The 22,488-nt window shown below is 70.0% G+C and carries 21 protein-coding genes, 1 tRNA gene and 2 pseudogenes; 15 read left to right on the top strand and 9 right to left on the bottom strand.

Going from position 1 to position 22,488, the window contains the following annotated elements:
• Positions 1–161 precede the first annotated feature (161 nt).
• Together TU31_RS07250 and TU31_RS07245 are read left to right on the top strand one after the other, a co-directional pair.
• On the top strand, positions 162–872 hold the full coding sequence (locus tag TU31_RS07250) for a bifunctional DNA primase/polymerase (protein ID WP_042150820.1): 711 nt from the start codon (positions 162–164) through the stop codon (positions 870–872).
• Between the two features lie 221 nt (positions 873–1,093).
• The gene (locus tag TU31_RS07245; RefSeq protein WP_042150819.1) at positions 1,094–1,705 is read left to right on the top strand and encodes a hypothetical protein; all 612 of its coding nucleotides are present in this window, start codon (positions 1,094–1,096) and stop codon (positions 1,703–1,705) included.
• A 249-nt stretch (positions 1,706–1,954) separates the two neighbouring features.
• Here the strand turns inward: TU31_RS07245 and TU31_RS07240 are convergent, their stop codons facing one another.
• The 3 genes from TU31_RS07240 to TU31_RS07230 all read right to left on the bottom strand — a co-directional run bounded on the left by TU31_RS07240 (position 1,955) and on the right by TU31_RS07230 (position 4,626).
• On the bottom strand, positions 1,955–2,923 hold the full coding sequence (locus TU31_RS07240) for a DUF5926 family protein (RefSeq protein ID WP_042150816.1): 969 nt from the start codon (positions 2,921–2,923) through the stop codon (positions 1,955–1,957).
• A gap of 114 nt (positions 2,924–3,037) precedes the next feature.
• Positions 3,038–3,712 (bottom strand): ATP-binding protein, encoded by a 675-nt coding sequence (locus TU31_RS07235; protein ID WP_245698447.1) that lies wholly within the window; start codon positions 3,710–3,712, stop codon positions 3,038–3,040.
• A gap of 53 nt (positions 3,713–3,765) precedes the next feature.
• Positions 3,766–4,626 carry a glycerophosphodiester phosphodiesterase gene (locus TU31_RS07230; protein WP_045867298.1) on the bottom strand — a complete coding sequence of 287 codons (861 nt, stop codon included), beginning with the start codon at positions 4,624–4,626 and terminating at the stop codon, positions 3,766–3,768.
• A gap of 585 nt (positions 4,627–5,211) precedes the next feature.
• Here TU31_RS07230 and TU31_RS07225 point away from each other — a divergent pair.
• Together TU31_RS07225 and TU31_RS07220 are read left to right on the top strand one after the other, a co-directional pair.
• Positions 5,212–6,678: a S1C family serine protease gene (locus tag TU31_RS07225; RefSeq protein ID WP_042150811.1), complete on the top strand. Its 1,467-nt coding sequence runs from the start codon at positions 5,212–5,214 to the stop codon at positions 6,676–6,678.
• A 52-nt stretch (positions 6,679–6,730) separates the two neighbouring features.
• Positions 6,731–6,817 (top strand) — tRNA-Ser (locus TU31_RS07220).
• Between the two features lie 190 nt (positions 6,818–7,007).
• Here TU31_RS07220 and TU31_RS07215 read toward each other — a convergent pair.
• Genes TU31_RS07215 through TU31_RS36585 form a run of 3 tightly spaced genes read right to left on the bottom strand, consistent with a single transcriptional unit; the run spans position 7,008 to position 8,751 of the window.
• Entirely contained in the window at positions 7,008–7,445 is a 438-nt protein-coding gene (locus TU31_RS07215) for a DUF488 domain-containing protein (RefSeq protein ID WP_042150809.1), read from the bottom strand.
• A complete protein-coding gene (locus TU31_RS07210; protein ID WP_219819188.1) occupies positions 7,442–8,041 on the bottom strand; it encodes a DUF488 domain-containing protein in 600 nt (199 codons plus the stop codon). The genes TU31_RS07215 and TU31_RS07210 overlap by 4 nt, the downstream gene beginning before the upstream one ends.
• Positions 8,042–8,070: 29 nt before the next feature.
• A complete protein-coding gene (locus tag TU31_RS36585) occupies positions 8,071–8,751 on the bottom strand; it encodes a dual OB domain-containing protein (RefSeq protein ID WP_078885601.1) in 681 nt (226 codons plus the stop codon).
• A 750-nt stretch (positions 8,752–9,501) separates the two neighbouring features.
• Between TU31_RS36585 and TU31_RS07205 the strand changes: the two genes are divergently transcribed.
• On the top strand, positions 9,502–9,840 hold the full coding sequence (locus TU31_RS07205) for a peptidase inhibitor family I36 protein (RefSeq protein WP_042150803.1): 339 nt from the start codon (positions 9,502–9,504) through the stop codon (positions 9,838–9,840).
• A 202-nt stretch (positions 9,841–10,042) separates the two neighbouring features.
• Here the strand turns inward: TU31_RS07205 and TU31_RS35820 are convergent, their stop codons facing one another.
• Complete coding sequence (locus tag TU31_RS35820) at positions 10,043–10,552, bottom strand: hypothetical protein (RefSeq protein WP_052718843.1); 510 nt, start codon at positions 10,550–10,552, stop codon at positions 10,043–10,045.
• A gap of 340 nt (positions 10,553–10,892) precedes the next feature.
• Between TU31_RS35820 and TU31_RS07195 the strand changes: the two genes are divergently transcribed.
• From TU31_RS07195 to TU31_RS07180, 4 genes are all read left to right on the top strand, one after another.
• Positions 10,893–12,164, top strand: coding sequence for an SGNH/GDSL hydrolase family protein (locus TU31_RS07195; protein ID WP_245698467.1), 1,272 nt, complete (start codon positions 10,893–10,895; stop codon positions 12,162–12,164).
• Between the two features lie 292 nt (positions 12,165–12,456).
• On the top strand, positions 12,457–12,921 hold the full coding sequence (locus TU31_RS35815; protein WP_052718841.1) for a LysM peptidoglycan-binding domain-containing protein: 465 nt from the start codon (positions 12,457–12,459) through the stop codon (positions 12,919–12,921).
• Between the two features lie 204 nt (positions 12,922–13,125).
• The gene (locus tag TU31_RS07185) at positions 13,126–13,656 is read left to right on the top strand and encodes a GNAT family N-acetyltransferase (protein ID WP_042150802.1); all 531 of its coding nucleotides are present in this window, start codon (positions 13,126–13,128) and stop codon (positions 13,654–13,656) included.
• Positions 13,657–13,871: 215 nt separating this feature from the next.
• A complete protein-coding gene (locus TU31_RS07180) occupies positions 13,872–14,630 on the top strand; it encodes a class I SAM-dependent methyltransferase (protein WP_042150800.1) in 759 nt (252 codons plus the stop codon).
• A 127-nt stretch (positions 14,631–14,757) separates the two neighbouring features.
• On the opposite strand, the gene TU31_RS38480 is transcribed toward TU31_RS07180, so the two are convergent.
• Complete coding sequence (locus tag TU31_RS38480; protein WP_158894284.1) at positions 14,758–15,015, bottom strand: hypothetical protein; 258 nt, start codon at positions 15,013–15,015, stop codon at positions 14,758–14,760.
• Between the two features lie 123 nt (positions 15,016–15,138).
• On the opposite strand from TU31_RS38480, the pseudogene TU31_RS36580 reads away from it, so the two are divergent.
• A pseudogene (locus tag TU31_RS36580) lies at positions 15,139–15,998 on the top strand (IS5 family transposase).
• 32 nt (positions 15,999–16,030) lie between these two features.
• Here the strand turns inward: TU31_RS36580 and TU31_RS07165 are convergent.
• Positions 16,031–17,191, bottom strand: a complete 1,161-nt coding sequence (locus TU31_RS07165) for a bifunctional DNA primase/polymerase (protein ID WP_078885598.1) — start codon at positions 17,189–17,191, stop codon at positions 16,031–16,033.
• A 433-nt stretch (positions 17,192–17,624) separates the two neighbouring features.
• On the opposite strand from TU31_RS07165, the gene TU31_RS07160 reads away from it, so the two are divergent.
• From TU31_RS07160 to TU31_RS07140, 5 genes and pseudogenes are all read left to right on the top strand, one after another.
• Positions 17,625–17,933, top strand: coding sequence for a hypothetical protein (locus tag TU31_RS07160; RefSeq protein WP_042150796.1), 309 nt, complete (start codon positions 17,625–17,627; stop codon positions 17,931–17,933).
• Between the two features lie 238 nt (positions 17,934–18,171).
• Positions 18,172–19,503: an acyl-CoA dehydrogenase family protein gene (locus TU31_RS07155; protein WP_042150794.1), complete on the top strand. Its 1,332-nt coding sequence runs from the start codon at positions 18,172–18,174 to the stop codon at positions 19,501–19,503.
• The gene (locus TU31_RS07150) at positions 19,500–20,618 is read left to right on the top strand and encodes a bifunctional MaoC family dehydratase N-terminal/OB-fold nucleic acid binding domain-containing protein (protein WP_042150792.1); all 1,119 of its coding nucleotides are present in this window, start codon (positions 19,500–19,502) and stop codon (positions 20,616–20,618) included. The genes TU31_RS07155 and TU31_RS07150 overlap by 4 nt, the downstream gene beginning before the upstream one ends.
• Position 20,619: 1 nt before the next feature.
• A complete protein-coding gene (locus tag TU31_RS36575) occupies positions 20,620–22,095 on the top strand; it encodes an acyl-CoA dehydrogenase family protein (RefSeq protein WP_042150790.1) in 1,476 nt (491 codons plus the stop codon).
• Positions 22,092–22,475 (top strand): annotated as a pseudogene (locus TU31_RS07140) (MaoC family dehydratase); the annotation flags it as partial. The gene TU31_RS36575 and the pseudogene TU31_RS07140, both read left to right, overlap by 4 nt.
• Positions 22,476–22,488: the final 13 nt, after the last annotated feature.

Raw genomic sequence — 22,488 nt, 5'->3', positions numbered from 1 at the left:
CGTGATCGAGATGCGATCGACCCCGGGTTGCACGGCCGGGCCGCAGAAGACGCCCCACCACGGCATGAAGCGGCACGGCACGGACAACGGCGAACCGGCGAGAAGTGCCATGTAGTGCGATGGACGAAGCCCTCGGCGTTAACGGAAAGGAACGAGCGCTCATGCGCGAGATCCTCGGAAGGCGACGCAAGCTCCTGTTCCGGCGCGGCGGAAGGTCGGCGCTGCTCGGTGCGGCGCTCCACTGCGCCACCGAGTGGCAGTGGCCCGTACTTCCCGGTGTGGGGATCAGGCCCGCCGGCCGGCAGCCGGCCGGTGCCCGGCTCGGCCTCGGCGAGCGGGCCGGCCGCCGGTGCAGCTGCCCCGACCCCGACTGTGTGGTGCCCGGCGCGCACCCCTTCGACCCCGGCCTGCTGGCCGCCACGACCGATGCCCGGATGGTGCGCTGGTGGTGGGCGAACCGCCCCGATGCCCCGATCGTGCTGGCCACCGGCGGCCGCGCGCCCTGCGCGGTGAGCCTGCCCGCCGTCGCCGGCGCCCGCGCCCTGGCGGCCCTGGACCACTTCGGTGTACGCCTCGGCCCCGTGGTGGCCACGCCCACCCGCTGGTCCCTGCTCGTATCGCCCTACGACCTCGCGGAGTTGGGTGAGCTGCTGCACTCCCAGGACTGGGTGCCCAGCTCGCTGCGGTTCCACGGCGAGGGCGGCTATCTGGTGCTTCCGCCCTCCCAGATCGGCGCGGGCCGGGTCCGCTGGGAGCGGCCGCCGGCTGCCGTCCCGGCCGCGCCCTGGCTGCCGAAGGTGAGCACGATCGTGGACGCCCTGGTCATGGCGAGCACCAGCACTCCCGACGGCGGCAGCCGGCTCGCGTACTGACCCCCGCGGATGTGCCCGTGCGACCGCCCCGCCCGGCCGGTGGATGACCCGGCCGGCGGATGATCGGAAACAACGCGCGGGCGGATCACCCGTTCGGGTGTGACCGGCCCGGACAACTACGGGGAAGCAGCGTCCGGGTGCCCGGGGGCACCGCCACCGCCCGATAGGTTCGGCCCACCGTCAAGCCGCCGTCAGCGGCATCTCAATCGCAGGTGGGGGCCATGCAGCGTGCGCAGAAACTCCGCATGACCGGTCTTGCCGGCGTGGTGGTGTTCGCCATCGCCGTGCCGCTGGGTGCCGCAATGGCCGGTCCGGCCGACCTCGCGGCGCCCGGGGTCTCCGCCACGTCCGAAAACCGCTCTACGGCCAAAAGCGGCATCAGCTCCGATAATGGTGCCAACTTGGACATGCGCCCCGCCGTTGCCCGCGCCCGGACCGCCGCGGCCTCCCCCGCCGGCCCCGGCCTGCCGCCCCGCTCCGCCCGCACCTCCCGCTGCGGACCCCAACTCATCGCTCCCCAGCGGATCGAGGCCCAGACCTGTGTGCTCGCCGGGGACGGTCTGACCTGGGGGCGGACGTACTACCGCAATCGCACCGGCGGTCCGCTGCGCGCCGCACTGACGCTGCTGCGGCCGGACGGCACGACCGTCCAGGTGAACTGCGAGGTCCCGGCGGCCGACGCGCCGGGCCTGTGCGAGACGCCGACCGGGACGACCGTGCGCCGGGGCGGGCCGTACCGCGCGGTGGCGGAGTTCTCCGACGCGGCGGGGGAGCGGCTGCTGCTGCGCTCCGGCAGCAACTCGTCCGTGGGAGGCAGGGGTTCGGGCCGCTGAGGGCGCCGGGCCGCAGGCGGCCGGGGCCGGCCGCGCGGAGCACCTGACTCCGGACATGGAAGCGCCCGGTCGCTGGCGACGGGGGATGCACCAGCGACCGGGCTTCTAGAACCGTAACAAGAGATCGGCGGTTCGCAAATTCGATCGTGGAATTCCGGACGCCTATTTACCGGCAGGTACGGGGAGTTGTGACAGGTGTCACGCCGGAGGTCCCCGGAGGCATCCGGTCCGCGCGGCCGGCCGGTCCGGTCAGCTCAGGGTGACCTGGCGGTTGGTGAGCCCGCCGCGCGCCCGGCGCTCCTCGGGGGTCAGCGGGGCGTCCGTCGCGAGCGCCTCGGCCAGCCGCTCGGCGAACGCCGCGGCAGGCTTGGCGACGTCCTCGGCGCTCATCGACGAGGGCAGGTCCCAGACCGGCACGACCAGGCCGTGGGCGCGGAACGAACCCACCAGCCGGGTGCCTTCACCGAGCGAGGAGGCGCCCGCGGCGTGCAGCCGGGCGAGCGCGTCCAGCAGCTGCTCCTCGGGGTGCCCGGTGACCCAGCGCAGGTGGTTCTTCTCCGGGGCCTCGCACCAGTACGCACCCTCCAGGCCGGGGATCCGGGCGGTGGGAATGGCCGCCGCGTTGGCCCGCTCCAGGGAGGCGGCGACCTCGCCGGTGGCGTTCTCGGCGTTCTCCACCCAGAACTCGAAGCCGGTGTGGACGGCCGGTTCGAAGACCGCGTCCGGGTCGAGCAGATCCTGGAGCCGCGGACCTTCGGGGGCCGGGCGGCCGGCGGCGACCGGAGTGCCGGGCTCGGCGGCCAGCGCGCGCTGGAGGGTGTCGGCGAGGGCGCGGCTGAGGTCGCCGGAGGCGGTGTCGTTCTGGAGGCCGAGCATCACCGCGCCGTTGTCGCGGCGCAGCGCGGGCCAGGCCATCGGCAGCACCGTCGCCAGCGTCACGGACGGGACGCCCTCGGGCAGCCCGCCCTTCAGCGTCAACTCGGCGGTGGCGGCGGGCACCAGCTCGCGCAGCGCCACCCAGTCGCACTCACCGGGCAGGCCCTCGAAGGGGCGCTGCACCAGCTCGGTGGCGGCATGCGCCGCCTGTCGCCCGTGACAGGCCTTGTACCGGCGGCCGGAGCCGCACGGGCAGGGCTCACGGGCGCCGACGACCGGCACCTCGCCGTCCTTGATCCGTGATGCTGCGGCCTGGGGCTGGGGACGGCGCTTCTTGGCCATGGCGACGGTGTCTCCTGGTCGATCCTGGGCGGTACGGACGCGTTTCGGCGCGAGCCTAGAGGATTGCGTACGAGGTCGCGCTCGGCCGCGCGCCCGCCGTGTCCCGCCGTGCCGCTATGGCAGATCGTCGAAGTCCGGGAAGCCCGGCAGCGGCAGCCCCGTGCCCACTCCGGCTCCCGTGGTCAGCGAGGGCGGCAGATCGGGCGTCAGATCCACGCGCGTAGCGAATGCGCCTTGCAGCGAGAGGGCCGCCCAGACCGTGACTTCGCCGACGACGGAGTCGTGTACACCCCAGTCCTTGGCGAGCGAGCGGATGATCGCCAGCCCGCGCCCGCCGCGCGCCGTGACCGACGGAGTGGCCGGAAGTGGCCGGGTCGGGCCGCCGCCGTCCGTGACCGCGACGGTCAGTCTGCCCTGTGCGTCGATGCGCCAGGACGCCCGGACGGAGGCCACCGGAGCCTCGTGCGTCTCGACCGTTGCGGAGCCCGGTGATCCGTTTTCGTATATCGGACGCGCATGGCGACACGAATTGCTCAGCAGCTCCGAAAGAATGAGGACCGCGTCATCGACGACTGTGTCCTGAACTCCACTTGCCAACAGCTCTTCACGCATGCGCCGCCTGGCCATGCCGACACCCACAGGACCATGGGGTACGGCCATGATCGACGACGTCGGCACCTCTTGTGCCACCACCAACGCCACCCCCGAGACCTCCTTTGCCCCACGCCACGGGATGAATGCCCCAATGGACTGGACCGGAAACCGGCCAAGCCGCACATGGTGACGCATTGGACACGATCGAATACGGGCCGAATGCGCCGGTGCACACCCTGTGAGGGGCTCTACCCAAGGCCGAGTTGGATTCGTACCTGCTTGGGGCGGTTCGTAATCACCGCATCCACCCCCAATTCCTGGCACAGCTCGACATCGGCGGGCTCATTGACGGTCCAGACATGGACGAGGTGGCCGGCGCGATGCGCCTTGGCGACGTAGTCGGGGTGCGAGCGGAGGATGCGTATCCCGGGGCCCGCGATGCCGACGCCGGGCGGGAGCCGGCCGTCGCGGTGCCGCGGTGTGAGGAACTGCATCAGGTAGACGCCGGGGATGCAGGGCGCCGCGGCCCGTACGCGATGCAGTGAGCGCGCCGAGAAGCTCATGACCCGGACCGCGGGCGTCCAGTCGCTGCGCATGGCCGGATTGGTGTGCCCGAACCGGGTCAGCAGCTCGACCAGCCGCTCCTCCACCTGTCCGGCCCAGCGCGTCGGGTGTTTGGTCTCGATGGCCAGCTCGACCCGGCGGTCCGCGTCGGCGACCAGCTCCAGCAGTCGCTCCAGTGTGAGGACGGAGGTCAGCTCGGGGTCCTCGTGCTGCCGGTCCGGCGCCTCGTTCGCGAATCCGTCGTTCGCGGAACCGTCGCCTTTCCAGGAGCCGAAGTCGAGCATGGCCAGGTCGGCGAGCTCCAGGGCGGAAACCGAGCCGCGCCCGTTGGACGTGCGGTTCACCCGCCGGTCGTGCACGCAGACCAGATGCCCGTCCGCGGTCAGCCGGACATCGCACTCCAGGGCGTCCGCCCCGTCCTCGATCGCCTTGCGGTAGGCCGCGAGGGTGTGTTCCGGGGCGTCCTCCGAGGCACCGCGATGGGCGATGACGGACATGGCGGGACGGCCCGGACGGGCGTCCTGGGCGGGGCGTGCATAGGTCACCGCGTTATCGTGCCATCCGCCACCGAGGGGCCGCCGGGCGCTTCCCCAAGGTGCCGGAACAGGGGATGCGCCGGTTTTGTCCGGCATAAAGGATGAGGGGACAGTCACAGCCTCGACTTACGGTGCTCTGACGCGCGGTGGGAAAGGGTGGTAGGGAGACTCGCTCATGCCGCCCGCCCGGATCACCGGACGGGCCCGCGGCCGGGGCTCGCGCACGGCCGGGTGTGCGGGACGGGACCTGCGGACCACGGCGGCGGCCCCGGACCGGCGGACCGGGACTCGCCCGTATCGCCGGGATCCTTGATCCTGGAGTACGGGGTTCCCCGTCCACCGGCACGAGGAGCTGTACGACCCGGAGGGCCCCAGGCCCGCCGGACCGGCACAACCGCATCACCCGGCGGACCGCGAGGCCCGCCGGCCCCAGAAGAACCGCACCACCCGGACGCACCCCCAGGGTCCGGCCGACCTGCAAGCCCCGGAAGAAACGGCCCGCCCCGATCTCGGCCATGGATGAGATCCGGGGCGACAGGGAAGCAGCCTGCCAAGGCCGTGGGAGCCGACAGTCATGAAGCTGAGGAGAGAGCTGTGAGCACCGAGAACGAGGGAGCCGCCGTCCCGTCGGAGGCCAAGCCGCCGGCCGGGCCGCAGCCGGACAGCGCCCCCGCGTCCGCCTCCGGCGCCCAGGCTCCCGACGGCCCGTACGCGCCGCCCCCGCCGGGCTTCGCCCCGAGCGTCGGCTCGGCCCCGGGCGCCGGACACCCTCCGCAGCCCGGCTTCGGCCACCCCGGCGACGACCCCACCACCGAGCAGACCGCGCAGATCCCGCCGTACCCGGGCACCGGCCATGGCGCCCCCGGAGCGGGCGGCGGCTGGGGCCAGCAGCCTCCGTACGGCGGCGATCCCTGGGGCGTCGGCAGCCCCGCGCCCAAGCGGCGTAACGGCGGCCTGATCGCGGCGGTCCTGGTGGCCGCGCTGGTGGCCGGCGGTGTCGGCGGCGGCATCGGCTTCTGGGCCGCGGGCCAGAACGACAGCGCCTCGACGACGGTCTCCGCGCCCGGCGACCCCGGGGCGCTGAACCGCAAGCCCACCTCCGTCTCCGGGATAGCGCAGAAGGCGCTGCCGAGCGTCGTGACGATCGAGGCGCAGGGTGCCACCGGCGAGGGCGGCACCGGCACCGGCTTCATCTACGACAAGCAGGGCCACATCCTCACCAACAACCACGTCGTCGCCAGTGCGGCCGGCGGCGGCAAGCTCACCGCGACGTTCTCCAACGGCAAGAAGTACGACGCCGAGGTCGTCGGCAACGCCCAGGGCTACGACGTCGCCGTGATCAAGCTGAAGAACGCCTCCGGCGCCCCGCTCAACCCGCTCCCGCTCGGCAAGTCCTCCAATGTGCAGGTCGGCGACGCCACGATCGCCATCGGCGCCCCCTTCGGCCTGTCCGGCACGGTCACCACCGGCATCATCAGCGCCAAGGACCGCCCGGTGGCCTCCAGCGACGGCGGCGGCACCAGCGCCTCGTACATGAGCGCCCTGCAGACCGACGCCTCGATAAACCCCGGTAACTCCGGTGGCCCGCTGATGGACGCCGCCGGCAATGTCATCGGCATCAACTCCGCGATCCAGTCGGCGGGCAACGGCGGCGGCCTGGGCGGCGAGTCCCAGCAGTCCGGCAGCATCGGCCTGGGCTTCGCCATCCCCATCGACCAGGCCAAGCGGGTCGCCCAGGACCTGATCCGGACCGGCAAGCCGGTCTACCCGCAGATCGGCGTCCAGGTCGGCATGCGGGACACCGGCGACGGCGCGACCATCGCCCAGACCGGCAACAACGGCTCCAAGGCCGTCACCCCGAACGGCCCCGCCGACAAGGCCGGCCTCCGCCCCGGCGACACCATCACCAAGCTCGACGACACGGTGATCGACAGCGGCCCCACCCTCATCAGCGAGATCTGGCAACACAAGCCCGGCGACGAGGTCACCCTCACCTACAAGCGCGACGGCAAGGAGCACACGGCCCATGTCACCCTGGGCCAGCGCACGGGCGACAAGTGACGCGCTAGTCTGATCCCGCGACACCCACGCGCCCCGCGCACAGGTGCCGCGGGGAGGCTTGCCCGAGCGGCCTAAGGGAACAGTCTTGAAAACTGTCGTGGCGGCAACGTCACCGTGGGTTCAAATCCCACAGCCTCCGCAGAGGTCAGCGAATTAGCTGGTCAGAAGGGGTGTCCCGCTTCGGCGGGGCACCCCTTCTGCGTTCGTCGTGTCTCCCCCTGTCTCACCCTGGTTCGCCTGTACCCAGGCGCTGACCAGGGTTACGGGCCAGTGGCGGGCCGGGGTTTCGGGGGGCAGGCGCCGTTTCGTGCGTCCTCCCGGAGCGGGGGTTATGTCAGATGCTCGATCGAGACGTCGCCCCACTGTTGCGCCATGTATTCGGCAACCAGTCGGCGATGACAATGCTGCGCCTTGTCTTCGCTGCAAAGCAGGACTGCGTTGTTGAGTAGTTCCCGTGGGACGGTGTTCTCAATGTGACGGGTCTTCATTAATTCCAGGAAGCGGTCTTCGTAGGATGTCCAGCTGGCGCCGTGCTTCTTGTAGTCGTCGAGCAGGGGCTGGGTTGGCGCCAGATCGATACGATGGGCGTATTGCACGTCGCAGATCTCGCTGAGGAAGTACTTCAGGTCGTCGCGCTTGGCGAAGCCGGATAATTGTGAGACGTTGTTCAGCCGGACATCGATCAACGTTGTCACCTCAGCTTTGCGCAATAGCCCGAAGAACTTTTCTGCGGACTTCTTCGTAAAGCCGATTGTGTATAGTTTCATTTTCCCGACGTCCCGTTCACGCGAAGCTCCTCATTGACGTACGCAATCCGGTCTTCCTGGCGGCTGAGCGCCTCCTGGAGGCGCTCAGCCGGCGTGCGGAATAGTTCGTCCTGGTCCAACCCGAAACTGGCCATCAAGCGTTGCATTGCCATGGCGTGGCTCTCGATATGCCCGTCGCCATGAATGTGGTCGATGGTGATCCCGCGTTCTTCGAGCGCTCGCGCGACGAGGACACAGCGATGGCATTCGAGTGGTTCTTGTTCAGTGCACATGATGGCGATTCGCTCATTCTGTGCACCCTTCAGTAGGCGGTTGATGCCGCTGACGAAATCCGGGGTCCGGGCGAGACGGCTGTACTGTACCTGTCCGTCGACATAGCATGTGGCGTCTTTCGTACGCGCTCCGAGCTCCTTGCCCAGGAAGGCGTACTTGATGTCGGACTCGCACAAACTACGCTTCACTGCATCTCGGTTGAACTGGGGGGTGAACCGACTGGCGGGTGTCGACCGCACATCGGCGACCGCCGTGACTTCATGCTTGTGAAGTAGGCTCAGGAAATGTGAAACACTGTGCGTGGAGTGGCCGACGGTGAACACGGTATTCAGTGTCATTGCTTGCTGCCTGCTTAAATCTTTGCTCGCTCGATGATGGCTGCCACTAATTTGTAGGCGTAATCTTCGTACGGTTCACCCAGACTCACCGTAAGGAAAGATTCGCTCAGTTCGTAGGTCCCTTCCCGCTTGGCCAGGTACGTTTGTTCATACTCGGGATCAGTCAGTCGCAGTATGTATGTGCATCCGGCATAGCGAAAGTGTGCGTCCACGACCAGCCGCATGTCGCCGAACGCTGCGCTAGGGGCGTGCACCTGTAACGTTACGCCGTCAACGCGGATGAGCTTGAGTGAGTCCGGTAAAGTGTGCGCTTGTTCAATTGCCACACGGTTGTTGTTGCCGTGAAATGTGCTGTGTCCGTTGATCCATAAGGTTTTTGGATGCTGCTCCAGCATGAGCAGCGTGTCCCACTTGGCCCGGCCGGTCTTCTCCCAGTAGTAATGGGGATCAAGGAGCCAGTTTTCGCTCTGGTAGCTGCGTGGCTGAGGGTGGCGGAGTGGCACGGCGATAATGTCGAGGACCCTTGGGTCCGATGTGTCTGCATATTGCCGCTCGTATTCGGATACTTCACGGTTCGGGCGGGTGCTGACCGGGCGTATCCATTGCCTTGAACCCCCGTCAACCATGCCCGCCACACATCGGCCCGCATTCTTGCGCGAGTTTGCTAAGCACACGAGCGTCTTGACAGTTGCCATGTGTCCCCCCAAAAAAAGCTGATGTGCCGGCTCGTTCGTGACGATAACGCGGCGCGCTAACACAGAGCGACGGTTACCGGTGAAGTAACCGCCGCTATCAGCCAGGCCCGGGTCGAGAATTCGCGCCTCGAGGAAGAGGCTCGCTGAGCCGCCCGTGGCCTTGATCCTTGGCGGGTCCCTCCTTTTCGATCATGGCGGATTTTTCCTCTCGCAGGTCAGCCACAACCTTCAGGTCAGGCACAGCCCTGAGCCGGGCGTGCTACAGGCATGCACGTCCCGGTCAGCCGGCGGCGGTGGGCCGGTTCACGTAAGCCCTGAACTCCGTCGGCCCACCACAGGGGCGGCCTAACAATGGCTCAGTTCTTGTCCTGCGCTTGATGTTGTCGCCCTGTCCGGGTGCATCACGCCGGTTGTTGCCCTGTGGACGATTGTTGCCCTGTGGGCGATGTGTGGGCCAAGCCGCTGGCCAGTGACGGGCGTACAGCCTTTCACCAGTCCAGTGCCCTCGGCGGGTCGTCAAAAGAGCTGGTTTTGCTCGGTGTTCGCGGCCGCAGGCGATGCACCATGACCAGCATCCGCGGCCTGCCGGAGGCCCCCTACCTGGGACTATGTGGCCGGCCAACAGCTGGGGGAAGCAGTAGAGCCGAGCGTGGCGCCGCGGAGCTTGGCTGAAATGCGATTGGCTGTGGCGAGCAAGCGCTGGGATGCTCGTCCCCGACCATGATCCATAGGGGAACAGGAGTACCACTCTTGAGGACGAAGCTCATCGCGCTCGGCGGCGCCGCTCTCATCGCGACGCTGCCGCTCGCCACCGCCCAAACCGCATCCGCCTCGTCCGTCTGCCGGGAGGGCTCGGTCTGCACCTGGTCGAAGAATGACTTCGGCGGAACGAAGCGCACCAGCGGCGTGAACCCCTCGCACGGCTGTTACCCGTGGAGCGGCAAGACCGTCTCCAACCAGACCAAGAGGACGATCCGGGTGTACAGCGACGTCTCGTGCACCGGCAAGCGCGTCGACATCAAGAGCCACCACTGGGGGCAGACCAAGCCGGGGGCGACCATCAAGTCCATCGCGGTCATCGGCTCGTGACCTCCGGCTAGGAGCTACTCGGCACCCGCAGAACCGAGACACGGTCCCGGCCCTCGCATCCCGGCCCGGGGCCGTGCAGGTGCGGGGGCCGACCGCTGCGGGGCCGGCGTCGGGCCGACTCCGTACCGCGCCGGTCGACGCGGCGTTCAGCGCGGTGCCGACGTTGATCTTGCGCATGCCGGCCGCGCCTGGGGGACAGCCCTTAGGTAGCGGCGTCAGTCGGGGTGTAGATGCCCGGGTCGGTGGCGAGGTGGCCATTGTCGGGCGTGAGGATTCCGCAGAGCCGTTTCACGGGCGTGTAGAGGGGCCGGCCGTCGGGTTCGATGCCGTCCTCGTCGGGAAATTCGAAGAGCCGGTCGAAGGGCACGGTGACGAACGGCCACGCGCCGGGGATCTCCATCAAATCGGGGTGGTACTGCCACACGGTGCCGAAGTGCCGGTTGTGGACTTCCCCGACGTACCAGGAGGCGGTCTGGAGGAAGTCGCCCCCTTCGTGCTGGTGGGCCTGCTCGACGTCGGAGTATCGGCCGCGGATCAGAGCTTCGAGGCGGACGAGGGAGCCGAGGCTGAAGTCCCAGGTGCCAGGGGCCTGTTCGGCCCAAGCGGGGGATTCTGCGTGCTGGATGGTCAGCCAGGCATTCAGGGCCGAGTTGTCGGACCTGAGCCGGTCGAGCCGACGCAATTCCTCGTACTCGTCTTCGCTGATGTCCATGACTGAGACCGTATCGGTCCGTCTTGAGGGAAGCAGTAACCACCATTTTCGGGTGGGGAGTTGGAACCTCGTCCACAGGAATCCTCCGGTCCGAGGTCCCGGCGGCGCGACGAACCGGTTCGTTTGCCGGAGAAGCGGAATGGGTGGCTTCTCTGCCGAATGGCAGATGTGGTGGTCCATGGGCCGGGCTGAGACTGCGGATGTGCCTCGGGGAGCGGCGGCCGAAGTCGGTTGCGGTTGTGGTCGAACGGGGCGCATGTGCTGACGAGGGGAAGGCGAGAGGTCTATGGGTCTCTTTCGGTGCGTGCCGGCTGCCAGGCGTGGGGTTCCTGGGGTGGCGATGGCGGTGGTGACGGTGATGGCGCTGATGGGGGTGGTGGTCCCGGCGGCGGGCGGGGCCGGAGGTGAGGCGTATGCCGCGGGGGACGGGGGCTCGCGGTGGGCGCAGGCTTGGGGGGCCGCGGTGCAGCAGCCTCTTGAGGGGGATGTGGATGACGTTCCCAACTGGTCGAGGCAGGGGTTCCGTCATCAGTCGGTGCGTCAGGTCCTGCGGGTCGGTGTCGGCGGGGACCGGGTGCGGATCAGGCTGTCCAACCGGTACGGCAAGAAGCCGCTGCGGGTGGACGGGGCGGTGATCGCGCGGTCCGGGGGCGGGGCGCAGGCATGGCCAGGGACCGCGCGGAAGGTGAGCTTCCGGCACGCTGGTTCGACGGTGATCCCGGCGGGCGGGGAGGCGGTCGGCGATCCGGTGAAGCTGTCCACGTCACCGTTGGAGAATCTGGTGGTCACGTTGTACTTCGCCGGAGAGACCGGACCGGCGACCTTCCACCGGGTTGGGTTGGCCGGGTCCTACCGGGCTGCCGGGAATCATCTCAACGATGTGTTGGCCAAGGCGTACCGCGAGTCGTCGCAGTCGTCTTACTTCCTCAGCGGGGTTGATGTCTCAGGGCCGTTCCGGGCGTCGCGGAACACGGTCGTGGCGTTGGGGGATTCGGCGACTGATGGGGTGGGGGCCACAGCGGAGGCCAACGGCCGGTATACGGACGTTCTCGGCGAGCGGCTGATCGCCGGCCGCCGGAACCTTGGTGTGGTCAATGCCGGCATTGCCGGGAACATGCTGTTGACCAGCAGTTCCTGTTTCGGGGAGAAGGGCATCGCGCGGTTCCGGCGGGACGTTCTGGACCGGCCGGGGGTGCGTACGGTGATCGTCGAGCTGGGGGCGAATGATGTCGGGGCCAACTGGTCCACGGGCCCCTGCTTCCCGTCGTCGCACAAGCCGGTCTCGGCGCGCCAGATCACTGAGGGGTACCGGGCGTTGATCCGCGCCGCGCACGGGCGGGGGATCAAGGCCATCGGGGCCACGCTGGTGCCGCTGAGCGGGTATCCGGGCTACCCGGACCATGCCGCCAAGGTGGAGCGGCTGCGTACGCAGGTCAACCACTGGATACGCACCAGCGGGGCGTTTGACGCGGTCGTCGACTTCGACAAGGCCCTGGCGGACCCGGCCCACCCGGAGCGGCCACGGCCGGGCTATGTCTACGAGGACGGGCTGCACCCCAACGACGCCGGATACCAGGCCATTGCCAACGCCTTTGAGCTGTCGGTTCTTTGACGGGGTGGTTGCGGCGGTTGCGGTGGTCACGCGGTCACGGCGGTTACGGTGATCGCTGCGACCGCTGCGACCGCGGTGATCGATGGTCCGGATCGCCACCCAGCTGGATTGGTTTATGGCGCCACTTTTTAATGCGCCACTTTTTATTGAGGCATTCTTTCTTTCGTTGGGTTGGATTGGGTTGGGTCTGGGGCTGTCGTGGGGTGGGGTTCGTCCAGGGAGGGAGTTGGGTGGTCGGGGGCTGCCGTGGGAAAACATGCGGGTGTCTGGAAACGCTTCTAGCGTGAGTGTCATGGGTACTCAACAGACGACACAGGACAAGTACTACGTCGTGGTTGCCGGTGACACGCTTTCCGGTATCGCTTCCCGTTTCCGTACCACCGTGAAGCAGCTTCAGATCTGGAACAACATTCCGGATCCGAACGTCATCAAGGTGGGCCAGCGGCTTCTTGTCGCCAAGGCGACGACGGGAGAGCCGCAGCCCGGCGATCCCAGCTTCGTTCCGTTCCCCGGTGGCGAATGGTTCAAGACCCTGCCGACCAGCCCGATCATCCAGATGATGGGGTTGCGCCTCGTGGAGGAAGGGTGCGGCGCCGCTTACGGGTTCAGTGGCCCCGGGCCGAAGTGGAATGACAAGCACCTTCAGGCCTATGCCGCCTTCCAGAGTGCGCTGGGATACTCGGGCTCGGATGCGGACGGGTGGCCGGGGCGTAAGTCCTGGGACCAGCTGCGTGTTCCGTTCCCGGAGGAGGGCTAGCCGAATTACGTGGCATCGCGTGGAATCTCTGCCGTGTGGCTGCCGGGAAGAAGAACGGCGGCTGCGGGGCGGGGATTGCTGTGAGGTGGGGATTGTTGCGGGGGTGGGGTTGCTGTGGGATTGCCGTGAGAAGGGCGCGGTAAAGTGGTGGTGGAATTCGGAATTGTCTTCCCGGCATGATGCGGAAAGTGGGCAGGGGTCACGGTGGGTGCGCGGAGGGCGGGGGAAAAGGGTGGGTCCCGGCGGGGGGCTGTGGTGATCCGGCGGGCCGAAGGGCGGGATGCCGGACGGCTCACTCGGCTAGTGCGGAGTTCTCGCGCGTACGAGGGGCGGTATTCCTCGATGGTCGAGGGGTATCGGGTGGGGCCGGACTACATCGCGGCGCATCGGGTGTTCGTTGCCGTGGAGGAGGCCGCCGGTGGTGCGGGCCCCGGTGAGCAGGAGCGGGTGTGGGGCTTCTATGCGCTCCTCGTGGAGCCGGCCGAGCTGGATCTGATGTTCGTGGCGGATCAGGCGCAGGGGTACGGCATCGGGCGCCGGCTGATCGCGCACATGCGGGACGAGGCGCGGCGGGCCGGGCTCGACCGCGTGCGCGTGGTGTCGCATCCGCCCGCCGAGGGTTTCTACCGGAGCGTGGGCGCCCGGCCGGTCGGTGTGGTGCGGGCCGATCCGCCCGCGGTGATGTGGGACCGGCCGGAGCTGGCCTTCCTGGTGGAGGCCGGCGAGGAGCGCTGACCCTGTGGAGCCCGGCGAGGAGCGCTGACCCTGTGGTCGCGGGGCGGGTGCGGACCCGGGTGCAGTGGGTTCGGGGCAGGGGTGCGGACCCGGGTGCAGCGCGCGGGGCGGGGGCGCGGGGCCTGGGTGCAGGGCTCGCGGGGCGGGATGGCAGGTTGCGGGGCGGGTGGGGAAAATCGCTGGCAGGGTAGGTCTCTTGCGGTGATCGTGGGGGTATGGCGCGATCATTTGAGGACTTGGTGGCCGAGGCCGAGGCCGTATCGGTCGAGGGGTGGGATTTCTCGTGGCTGGCGGGGCGGGCCACGGAGGAACGGCCCTCGTGGGGATACCAGCGGGCGATGAGTGAGCGGTTGGCGGGTGCGTCGGCCGCGTTGGACCTTCAGACGGGCGGCGGCGAGGTGCTCGCCGGCGCGGCGAAGCTGCCGCCGGTGATGGTGGCCACGGAGTCCTGGCCGCCGAATGTCGCCAAGGCCACCGCGCTGCTGCATCCGCTCGGTGCCGTGGTGGTGGCCGATGCGGATGAGCCGCCGCTGCCGTTCGCCGATGAGGCGTTCGACCTGGTGACGAGTCGCCATCCGGTGACGGTGTGGTGGGAGGAGATCGCCCGGGTGCTGCGGCCCGGGGGCACGTACTTCTCCCAACAGGTCGGTCCGGCGAGTGTGTTCGAGCTGGTGGAGTACTTCCTGGGGCCGCAGCCGGAGCACGTACGGCGGGGCCGTCATCCCGAGGATGCGCGCCGGGCGGCGGAGGCGGCGGGCCTTGAGGTGGTCGATCTGCGCGCGGAGTCGTTGCGGACCGAGTTCTTCGACATCGGGGCGGTCATCTACTTCCTGCGGAAGGTGGTGTGGATGGTGCCCGGCTTCACGGTCGCCCAATACGGGGATCGGCTGCGGGAGTTGGATGCGCAGATCCGCGAGGAAGGGCCGTTCGTGGCACAGACGACCCGGTTCCTGATCGAGGCGCGGAAGGGGTAGGCCGCGCCGGGCCCTCTCTCCTCAGGCTTCCCCTTCTGGACGGGCAATTGACCGACGGGCCCCTAGGGCCTGTCTCTTTGACCCGCTCTGGCGGCGCTGGCGCCGTCGCATGAGTGACGAGCTTGGGTCACCCGGTGGGCTTGACGGCGTGTCCGGTCACAGTGATCCCAAGCCCGATGATGAGGGGCGTCCATGAGACGAAGGCCAAGCTGGAGACCATGAACAGCATGCCGATTCCCCAAAGTCTGGGGTTGCGTACTGTTTTGCCGAGCCATCGTCCAGGGACTCGGTTGCAGATCAGGGCGTAGATACCGAGCCCTGCACCGGTCATCCCCAGAACTGCCATGGCGAGGAGCGCAAGCGTCAAGAGTTCACCGAAGGCCATCGTTCCCCCCAAGTGCGGCTGTTGCAAAGCTACTCGTCGGGTCACGCGAACGGGTCAACGGGTGCTGTTGCGGGACTCGCGAGGGGCGCGTGTCTCTCCAGTGGGCTGGACGGTTGATCGGATATGTCCGTCCGGCTAGTAATCAGTGATGCGATGTGGGACCGGATCGAGCCGCTGATGCCGGCCAATCCGCCCCGGGGCCGACGGTGAGCCGACCACCGTCGCATGCTGGAAGCCATCGCGTGGAAGTACCGCACCTGCTCGCCATGGCGGGACCTGCCTGCCGAACTCGGCTCCTTCCAGACCGCTCACAAACGCCTGATCAGGTGGGCAGTCGACGGCACCTGGGAGAAGATCCTCGCCGTGGTCCTGGCCGCGGCCGACGCCGATGCCGACATCGGCTGGACCGTGTCGGTCGATTCCACCGTTGTCCGAGCCCACCAACACGCCGCAGGAGCCCTCAAAAGGGGGCAGCCTGCCGCAACGAGCCAGCCGACCACGCGCTGGGGCGCTCCCGCGGCGGGCTGAGCACCAAGATCCACCTGGCGGCGGACAGCCGTGCACGACCCCTGGCTCTGACCGTCACCGCGGGCCAGGCCGGTGACGCGCCCGCCTTTGAGACGGTCATGGCCCGCATCCGCGTGCCGAGAACCGGTCCCGGCCGGCCCCGGACCCGCCTCGTCACGGTCCTGGCAGATCGCGCCTATTCATCCCGTTCAATCCGCAGCCACCTGCGCCGCCGCACGATCCGCGCGGTCATCCCGCAGCCGTCCGACCAGATCGGCCACCGCCTGCGGCGAGGCCGCCGAGGCGGCCGCCCACCCGGCTTCGACGCGGACGCCTACAAACAGCGCAACACCGTCGAGCGGTGCATCAACCGCCTCAAGCAGTGGCGCGGCCTCGCCACACGGACCGACAAGCTCGCGATCGCCTACCAAGCCGCTCTCCACCTCGCCGCCATCCTCATCTGGACACGGCGCTAATGACCAGAGAGACAGAACCTAGCCGCGGCGGGCTAGCCGTGGCGGGCCGCCGAGGCGATCGTTGCTCGGGCCTCCTCTGCGGACAGGCCGGTGTGGCAGGCGGCCTCTGTCAGCCTGGCGGCGAGTTCCTGGCCGAGGCCGGACTCCTGGGCGCGGCAGGCTGCCCAGAAGAGGCGGGCATTGCGCTGGCCGCGCGGGGAGGACCGGACGAAGCGTATGAGCGCCGCGGCGGGCTGGGGCGGGACGCCGTACGGCGGCTCGCGGTGGGCGGGCGGGGGCGGGGCCGTGAGCAGGGTGAGCAGGGTGTCCGGCACGGGGGCGGGGAGGTGTGGTGTGTCCGCTGCCAGGACATACCGGCCGTGGGTGGTGAGCGAGCCGGGGCCGACGAGATAGCCGCCCGCGCCGCGGACGTCGATGCCGGGGGCGAGCCGGCCGACCGAATTCGGTACGGGCGGGGACGGCGGGCCGGTGAACCAGAGGTGGCGGCCGCCGCTGGGGGTCAGGACCGTGACGGTCGGCGGGAGCGGGAAGCCGTGCTGTTCGGCGAGGAACCGGAGGGCGGTCAGGCCGTCGGCGCCGTTCTTGGTGTCGAGGTCGATGCCGATGAGGTGGTGCGGGGGCCGCCCGCAGGCGATGCCGTAGCCGGTGGCCCAAGGTGCGGCGGCGAACATACGGCGGACGGTGAGCGGGTCGGTACTCGCGTCGTGTACGCCGTGCCCGAGCCGGCCGCAGGCGCCGCGGCAGGTCGGGGTCTCGGGGTGCCCGCGGTGCGGGGACCGGATGGCGGGGAGCTTGCTGCGGGTCAGCGGCATGACGGGGTAGCCGGCCTCGGCGGCGAGGAGTGCCTGGGTGAGCGCGGCGGCGGGCGGGTCCGTGAGCGCGGTGGGGGCGTCCATGGGCCTGGTGGCGGGCGGGGCCGTGGGTGTGGTTGCGGACGGGTCCGTGGGCGCGGTGGCGGGCCGGTCCACCGGTGTGGTGCTGGGCGCCTCCGTGGGCAGGGTGCGGCGGCGCAGGTCGGCCCATGGCTCGGCCCAAGGGTCGGACTGCTGCTCGGCCCACGCGTCGCGCTGCTGCCCGGCGCGCGGATCGGGTTGCCGCTTGGCCCCCGGATTGGGTTGCCGCTCGGCCCACGGGTCGGGTTGCTTGCCGCCCGACGGATCGGGCGGCGTGCCGCGCCATGGGGCAGGCGGCATGCCTCCCCGTGGATGGGGTCGGCTGTTGGCCCATGGGTCGGGCGGGTGGTCGGTCGGTCTTCCGGCATGGCGGCGGTGCATGGCCATGGCTCTATTTTCGTACGAATGTTCGACGAAGGGAAGGGGGGCGTGTGTGCATTGACCCGCGCGCCGGTGCGTCGATGCGCCGGGGGTGGGGCTCGTCGGCCGCGCCCGGGCGGGCCTGCCCGCCAGGCTCGGCATCGCCGCAAGGGTGTGACCGGCGGTACGCGTGCGACAGGGGTTTACCCGAGGTTTCTCATGCTTGCGGGGGAATCACGCCTCGTGGCGGGTTCGGCGGAGGTTCATGGGCAAAGCTGAGTTCGCGACGTCGAGGCAAGGATCGCGGTGGTCGGCCAACTGCCGGATGAGAAAGCGGAGTTCAACAGTCGTGTTCCGTAGGAGGAGAAGAGACATGGCAAGCATCCGTACCGCCCGCGTCTTCGCCGTTGCCGCCGCGCTGCCCTTTGCGGCCACCCTTTTCACCGGTGTCGCGCAGGCCGACAACGGTGGCTTCGCGACCAGTGGGTCGAGCTCGGCGGCGACGAGCCAGACGGGGACCGGTGTCGGCGGCGACAACCTCGGTAACTCGACCACCGGCCAGCAGGTCGCCAACGGTGCCGGCGCCTCCAATCAGAACAACACCGCGAGTGTGAACGGCTCCGCCGGTCCCACGGACATCGACCAGACCAACTCCACCGTCACCTTCAACAACTTCGAGTGATCCGGCCCGCCGCCCAGGGGTCCGCCGCCCGGGGAGCGCGGCGGCCAGGGGGTGCTGCGGCCGTCCGGTAGGGGAGACGTCAGGGGCGGCACGGAGGGAATGGGGCTTCTCCGGGGTTCACTGCGCCGACCTTGACAGCGAGCGGGTTTCTGACGGACAGTCAGAAACCCGCTCGCTCGTTCGTACGTCCGGACCCAGCGCACCGGGCGTACGGCCACCAGAAGGGGAGGCCGCCGACGTGCACCTCGCCCCCACCGCGCGCCAGGAGCGGCTGCGCGCCGCACTCCGTTCGTACTTCCGGGAGCTGCTGCCGGACGGGCCGGTCGAGGACGCCGCGGCGCAGCGTGCGGTGCTGCGCCGGATCGGCGCCGACGGCATGCTGGGGCTGGGCTGGCCGACCGCGTACGGCGGACAGGGCCGCGGCCCCGACGAGCAGTTCGTGTTCTTCGCCGAGGCGTATCGTGCGGGCGCGCCGGTCTCGATGGTCACGCTCAACACCGTCGGCCCGACCCTGATGAAGTACGGCACCCAGCAGCAGAAGGACTACTTCCTGCCGCGCATCCTCAGTGGCGAGCTCGTCTTCGCGATCGGCTATACGGAGCCCGAGGCCGGTACCGACCTCGCCGCACTCCGTACCCGCGCGGTGAAGCAGCCGGGCGCCGTCGGCGCCACCACGGGAGCCGAGAACATAGGAGGCGCCACTGAGGACGCCGAGGGCACCGCCGGCGCCACCGAAGATGCCCCGGGCGCCGAAGGCACCCCCAAGGGCGCCGCGAGCATCAGCGCCGCCACCCAGGACGCCTCGGGCCCCGGCGGCAGCCCCGAGGACGCCCACTGGCTGATCAACGGCACCAAGAGCTTCACCAGCAACGCCCACCGGGCCGACTGGATCTGGCTCGCCTGTCGCACCGACCCCGACGCGCCCAAGCACCGGGGGATTTCGATCATCCTGGTGCCGACCGACGCCCCTGGTTTCTCGTGGACGCCGATCAAAACCGTCGGCGGGCTGACGACCACCGCCACGTACTACGACGGCATCCGCGTCCCGGCCGGGAACCTCGTAGGGGAGGAGAACGGCGGCTGGCAGCTGATCACCAATCAGCTCAACCATGAACGCGTCGCGTTGGCCGCTCTCGGTATGCAGGCCGAGGACGCTTTGGACGCGGCGCTGACGTACGCCCGTACACCGGACCTGGAGACCGGCGAGCGGCCCGCCGACCGACCCTGGGTGCGGTCCCGGCTCGCCGAGGCGCACGCCCGGCTGGCCGCCACCCGGCTGCTGAACTGGCGGCTGGTCGACGAGGTGGGCGCCGGGACGCTCAGCCCCGGGGACGCCAGCGGCGTCAAGTTCGCGGGAACGGAGAGCACCGTCGAGGTCTACCGGATGTGCCAGGAGGTGGCCGGTGACGCCGCCCTGGTACGGGCCGGTTCGCCGGGCGTCTTCGGGGACGGGGAGCTGGAGCGGATGAACCGTGCGGCGCAGATCAACACCTTCGGGGGCGGCGTGAGCGAGGTCCAGCGGGAGCTCGTCGCGACGATGCGGCTGGGGATGCGGAGGGGGCGGCGATGAACCCGGTGCGGCTCGTATACGAGCAGCTCAAGACCTATGAGGGCCGGCCGACCTCGGCTCCCGGCGTGGGCAAGGACCTGGTCAACGAGCCGATGATCCGGCACTGGTGCGAGGCCGTGGGTGACACCAACCCCGCCTACCAGGGGCCGGATGCCGTCGCCCCGCCGACCATGCTTCAGGCCTGGACGATGGGCGGCCTGTCCGGCCATGCGGACCGCTCGGGGGCGTACGACGAGCTGTCCGGGTTGCTGGACAGCGCCGGGTACACATCCATCGTGGCCACCGACTGCGAGCAGGAGTATCTGCGGCCGCTGCGGCCCGGTGACCGGATCACCTTCGACTCGGTGATCGAATCGGTGTCGGAGTGCAAGACCACGAAGCTGGGTGTCGGGCACTTCATCACGACGCGGATGGATATCCGGGCGGACGGCGAACCGGCCGGGACACATCGCTTCCGGGTCCTCAAGTACGCACCGGCTGCACGGCTCCCCAAGACGGACGAGTGGCCTTCCGAGACGGTCGACCGGTCCTCAAAGACGGCGGAGCGGCCTCCCGAGACGGACGAGCGGCCCCCCGAGACGGTCGGCCAGCCCCAGCCCCAGCCCCTCCAGCACCCCCGGCCCCGCCGCCCCCGCCCCGTCATCAACCGCGACAACGCCGGCTTCTGGGAGGGCGTTCGCGGGCACCGGCTGCTGATCCAGCGCTGCACGGGCTGCCGGACGCTGCGTTTCCCCTGGTTGCCGGGGTGCAACACCTGTGGGTCACCGGAGTGGGACACCGTCGAGGCGAGCGGCGCGGGGACGGTCTTCTCCTACGTCGTGATGCACCATCCGCCGTTCCCCGCGTTCACGGTGGCCGACACCCCGGCCGACGGGGCGGGCCCGGACGCGACGGCCCCCGGCGCAACGGCCCCCGGCGCAGCGGACTCCGGCACGGCGAGTCCCTACGCGGTCGGGCTGATCGAGCTCGCTGAGGGGGTGCGGATGGTCAGCAACATCGTCGGCGTCCCGTATGACAAGGTCCGGATCGGGATGCCCGTACGGCTCGAATTCCTGTGCGCGGATGAGGAGTTGGAGCTGCCGGTCTTCCGGGTGACCGAGGGTGGTGAGGGGTGAGATGGACTTCACGCCCACCCCGGAACAGGCGGCGGCCCGTGAGCTGGCCGCGGAGATCTTCGGCGACCTGTCCACACCGGAGCGCCTCGCCGCAGGAGGCAGCGGTACCGATGCCGCCCTCTGGAAGGCGCTGTGCGCGGCCGGCCTGCCAGGCGCCGCGGAGGAGACCGGTCTGCTCGGGCTCGTCCTGATGCTGGAGGAGCAGGGCCGTACGACGGCGCAGGTGCCGTTCGCCGCCACCTGTGTGTACGGCCTGCTGGCGATCGGCGCCCACGGCAGCGCGGAGCAGCGGGCGCGGCTGCTGCCGCCACTGCGGACCGGCGAGGCGGTCGCCACCGGGGCCTTCCCGGCGAGACGCGGCGGCGTACGGGCCGAGGGCACGGCGGACGGGGCGGAGGACGGGACGGCGGACGGGGCGAAGGACGTGCCGAGGTCGGGCGGGAGGTCGGACGGGAGGTCGGACCCGACGGCGGACGGGACGAAGGACGGGAGGTCGGACCCGACGGCGGACCCGACGGCGGACAGGACGGCGGACGGGACGGGCCGGCTGACCGGCGTCGTGCCCGTGGTGCCGTGGTTGTGCGCGGCCACCCATGTGCTGGTGCCGGACGGGGTCACGCGGACGCTGTGGCTCGTACGCACCGACGCTCCCGGTGTGCGGTGGGACCCGGTCGAGACCACCGCACCGTGGTCGGCGGGCCGCCTCACCCTGGACGACGCCCCGGCCGAACGCCTGGGCCCGGATGCCCCGGCCGAACGCCTGGGTCCGGATGCCCGAGCCGAACGCCTGGGCCTGGATGCCCCGGCCGAACGCCTGGGTCCGGATGCCCCGGCCGAACGCCTGGGCTCGGACGCCCCGGCCGAACGCCTGGGCCCGGATGCCCCGGCCGAACGCCTGGGTCCGGACGCCCGAGCCGAATGCCTGGCCCCGGCCCCCAGCGCCCTCCCCCACCCCGCCCGGCCCGCCGTCCGCGACGCCTACGCCGACATCCTGGCCCTCGCCCGGACGGCCTTCGCCGGTCTCCAGGCCGGAGTCGCGGCCGGTTCCCTGGCCCGCGCGGTGGCCCACACCACCACCCGCGAGCAGTTCGGCCGCCCGCTCTCCACGAACCAGGGCGTGCTGCTGCGCGCCGCCGACGCCCACATGGACATCGAGGCCATCCGGCTCACCGCCTACGAGGCGGCCTGGCGCCGGGACGCGGGCCTGGATGCCGGACCGCATGCGCTGACCGCCGCCTGGTGGGCGTCCGAGGCGGGCACCCGCGTGGTGCACACCGGCCAGCATCTGCACGGGGGCATCGGCGCCGACCTCGACCACCCCGTTCACCGGCACTTCCTCTGGGGCCGACAGCTCGCCGGATATCTGGGCTCGGGAGCCGAAGCCCTGGAGGATCTGGGGGAGTTGCTCACCGGGGAGCGCTCGACGCCGGCCGCCCGCCCGGACCAGCCGACCCGGACCCGGACGGAGGCCCCGTGAAAGCCGGTGACGAGCTCCCTGCCCTCACCATCCCCCTGACCCGCACCCTGATCGTCGCCGGAGCCCTGGCCTCCCGTGACTACCAGGACGTGCACCACGACGCCGAGGCGGCCCGCGCGAAGGGCTCCCCGGAGATCTTCATGAACATCCTCACCAGCAACGGGCTGGTCGGCCGCTACATCACCGACCACTTCGGCCCCCGCTGCACCCTGCGCAAGGTCGCCATCCGTCTGGGCGCCCCCAACTACCCGGGAGACACCATGGTGTTGCGCGGCACCGTCACCGAGGTCACGGACGGTACGGCGGTGGTGCGGGTCGTCGGCACGAACGGCATCGGCCACCACGTCACCGGCACCGTCACCGTGGGCATCCCGGAGGGCGTCCCGGAAGGCG

This window comes from Streptomyces lydicamycinicus (assembly GCF_000829715.2).
Classification (GTDB): domain Bacteria; phylum Actinomycetota; class Actinomycetes; order Streptomycetales; family Streptomycetaceae; genus Streptomyces; species Streptomyces lydicamycinicus.
This window is presented reverse-complemented; position numbering and strand designations above follow the sequence as displayed.

Bases quoted from the DNA above. Each gene is read 5' to 3' on its own strand.
- TU31_RS07250 (WP_042150820.1), top strand. From the start codon at position 162: ATGCGCGAGATCCTCGGAAGGCGACGCAAGCTCCTGTTCCGGCGCGGC.
- TU31_RS07245 (WP_042150819.1), top strand. From the start codon at position 1,094: ATGCAGCGTGCGCAGAAACTCCGCATGACCGGTCTTGCCGGCGTGGTG.
- TU31_RS07240 (WP_042150816.1), bottom strand. From the start codon at position 2,923: ATGGCCAAGAAGCGCCGTCCCCAGCCCCAGGCCGCAGCATCACGGATC.
- TU31_RS07235 (WP_245698447.1), bottom strand. From the start codon at position 3,712: ATGCGTCACCATGTGCGGCTTGGCCGGTTTCCGGTCCAGTCCATTGGG.
- TU31_RS07215 (WP_042150809.1), bottom strand. From the start codon at position 7,445: ATGAAACTATACACAATCGGCTTTACGAAGAAGTCCGCAGAAAAGTTC.
- TU31_RS36585 (WP_078885601.1), bottom strand. From the start codon at position 8,751: ATGGCAACTGTCAAGACGCTCGTGTGCTTAGCAAACTCGCGCAAGAAT.
- TU31_RS35820 (WP_052718843.1), bottom strand. From the start codon at position 10,552: ATGGACATCAGCGAAGACGAGTACGAGGAATTGCGTCGGCTCGACCGG.
- TU31_RS07195 (WP_245698467.1), top strand. From the start codon at position 10,893: ATGGCGGTGGTGACGGTGATGGCGCTGATGGGGGTGGTGGTCCCGGCG.
- TU31_RS35815 (WP_052718841.1), top strand. From the start codon at position 12,457: ATGGGTACTCAACAGACGACACAGGACAAGTACTACGTCGTGGTTGCC.
- TU31_RS07180 (WP_042150800.1), top strand. From the start codon at position 13,872: ATGGCGCGATCATTTGAGGACTTGGTGGCCGAGGCCGAGGCCGTATCG.
- TU31_RS38480 (WP_158894284.1), bottom strand. From the start codon at position 15,015: ATGGCCTTCGGTGAACTCTTGACGCTTGCGCTCCTCGCCATGGCAGTT.
- TU31_RS07165 (WP_078885598.1), bottom strand. From the start codon at position 17,191: ATGCCGCCTGCCCCATGGCGCGGCACGCCGCCCGATCCGTCGGGCGGC.
- TU31_RS07160 (WP_042150796.1), top strand. From the start codon at position 17,625: ATGGCAAGCATCCGTACCGCCCGCGTCTTCGCCGTTGCCGCCGCGCTG.
- TU31_RS07150 (WP_042150792.1), top strand. From the start codon at position 19,500: ATGAACCCGGTGCGGCTCGTATACGAGCAGCTCAAGACCTATGAGGGC.
- TU31_RS36575 (WP_042150790.1), top strand. From the start codon at position 20,620: ATGGACTTCACGCCCACCCCGGAACAGGCGGCGGCCCGTGAGCTGGCC.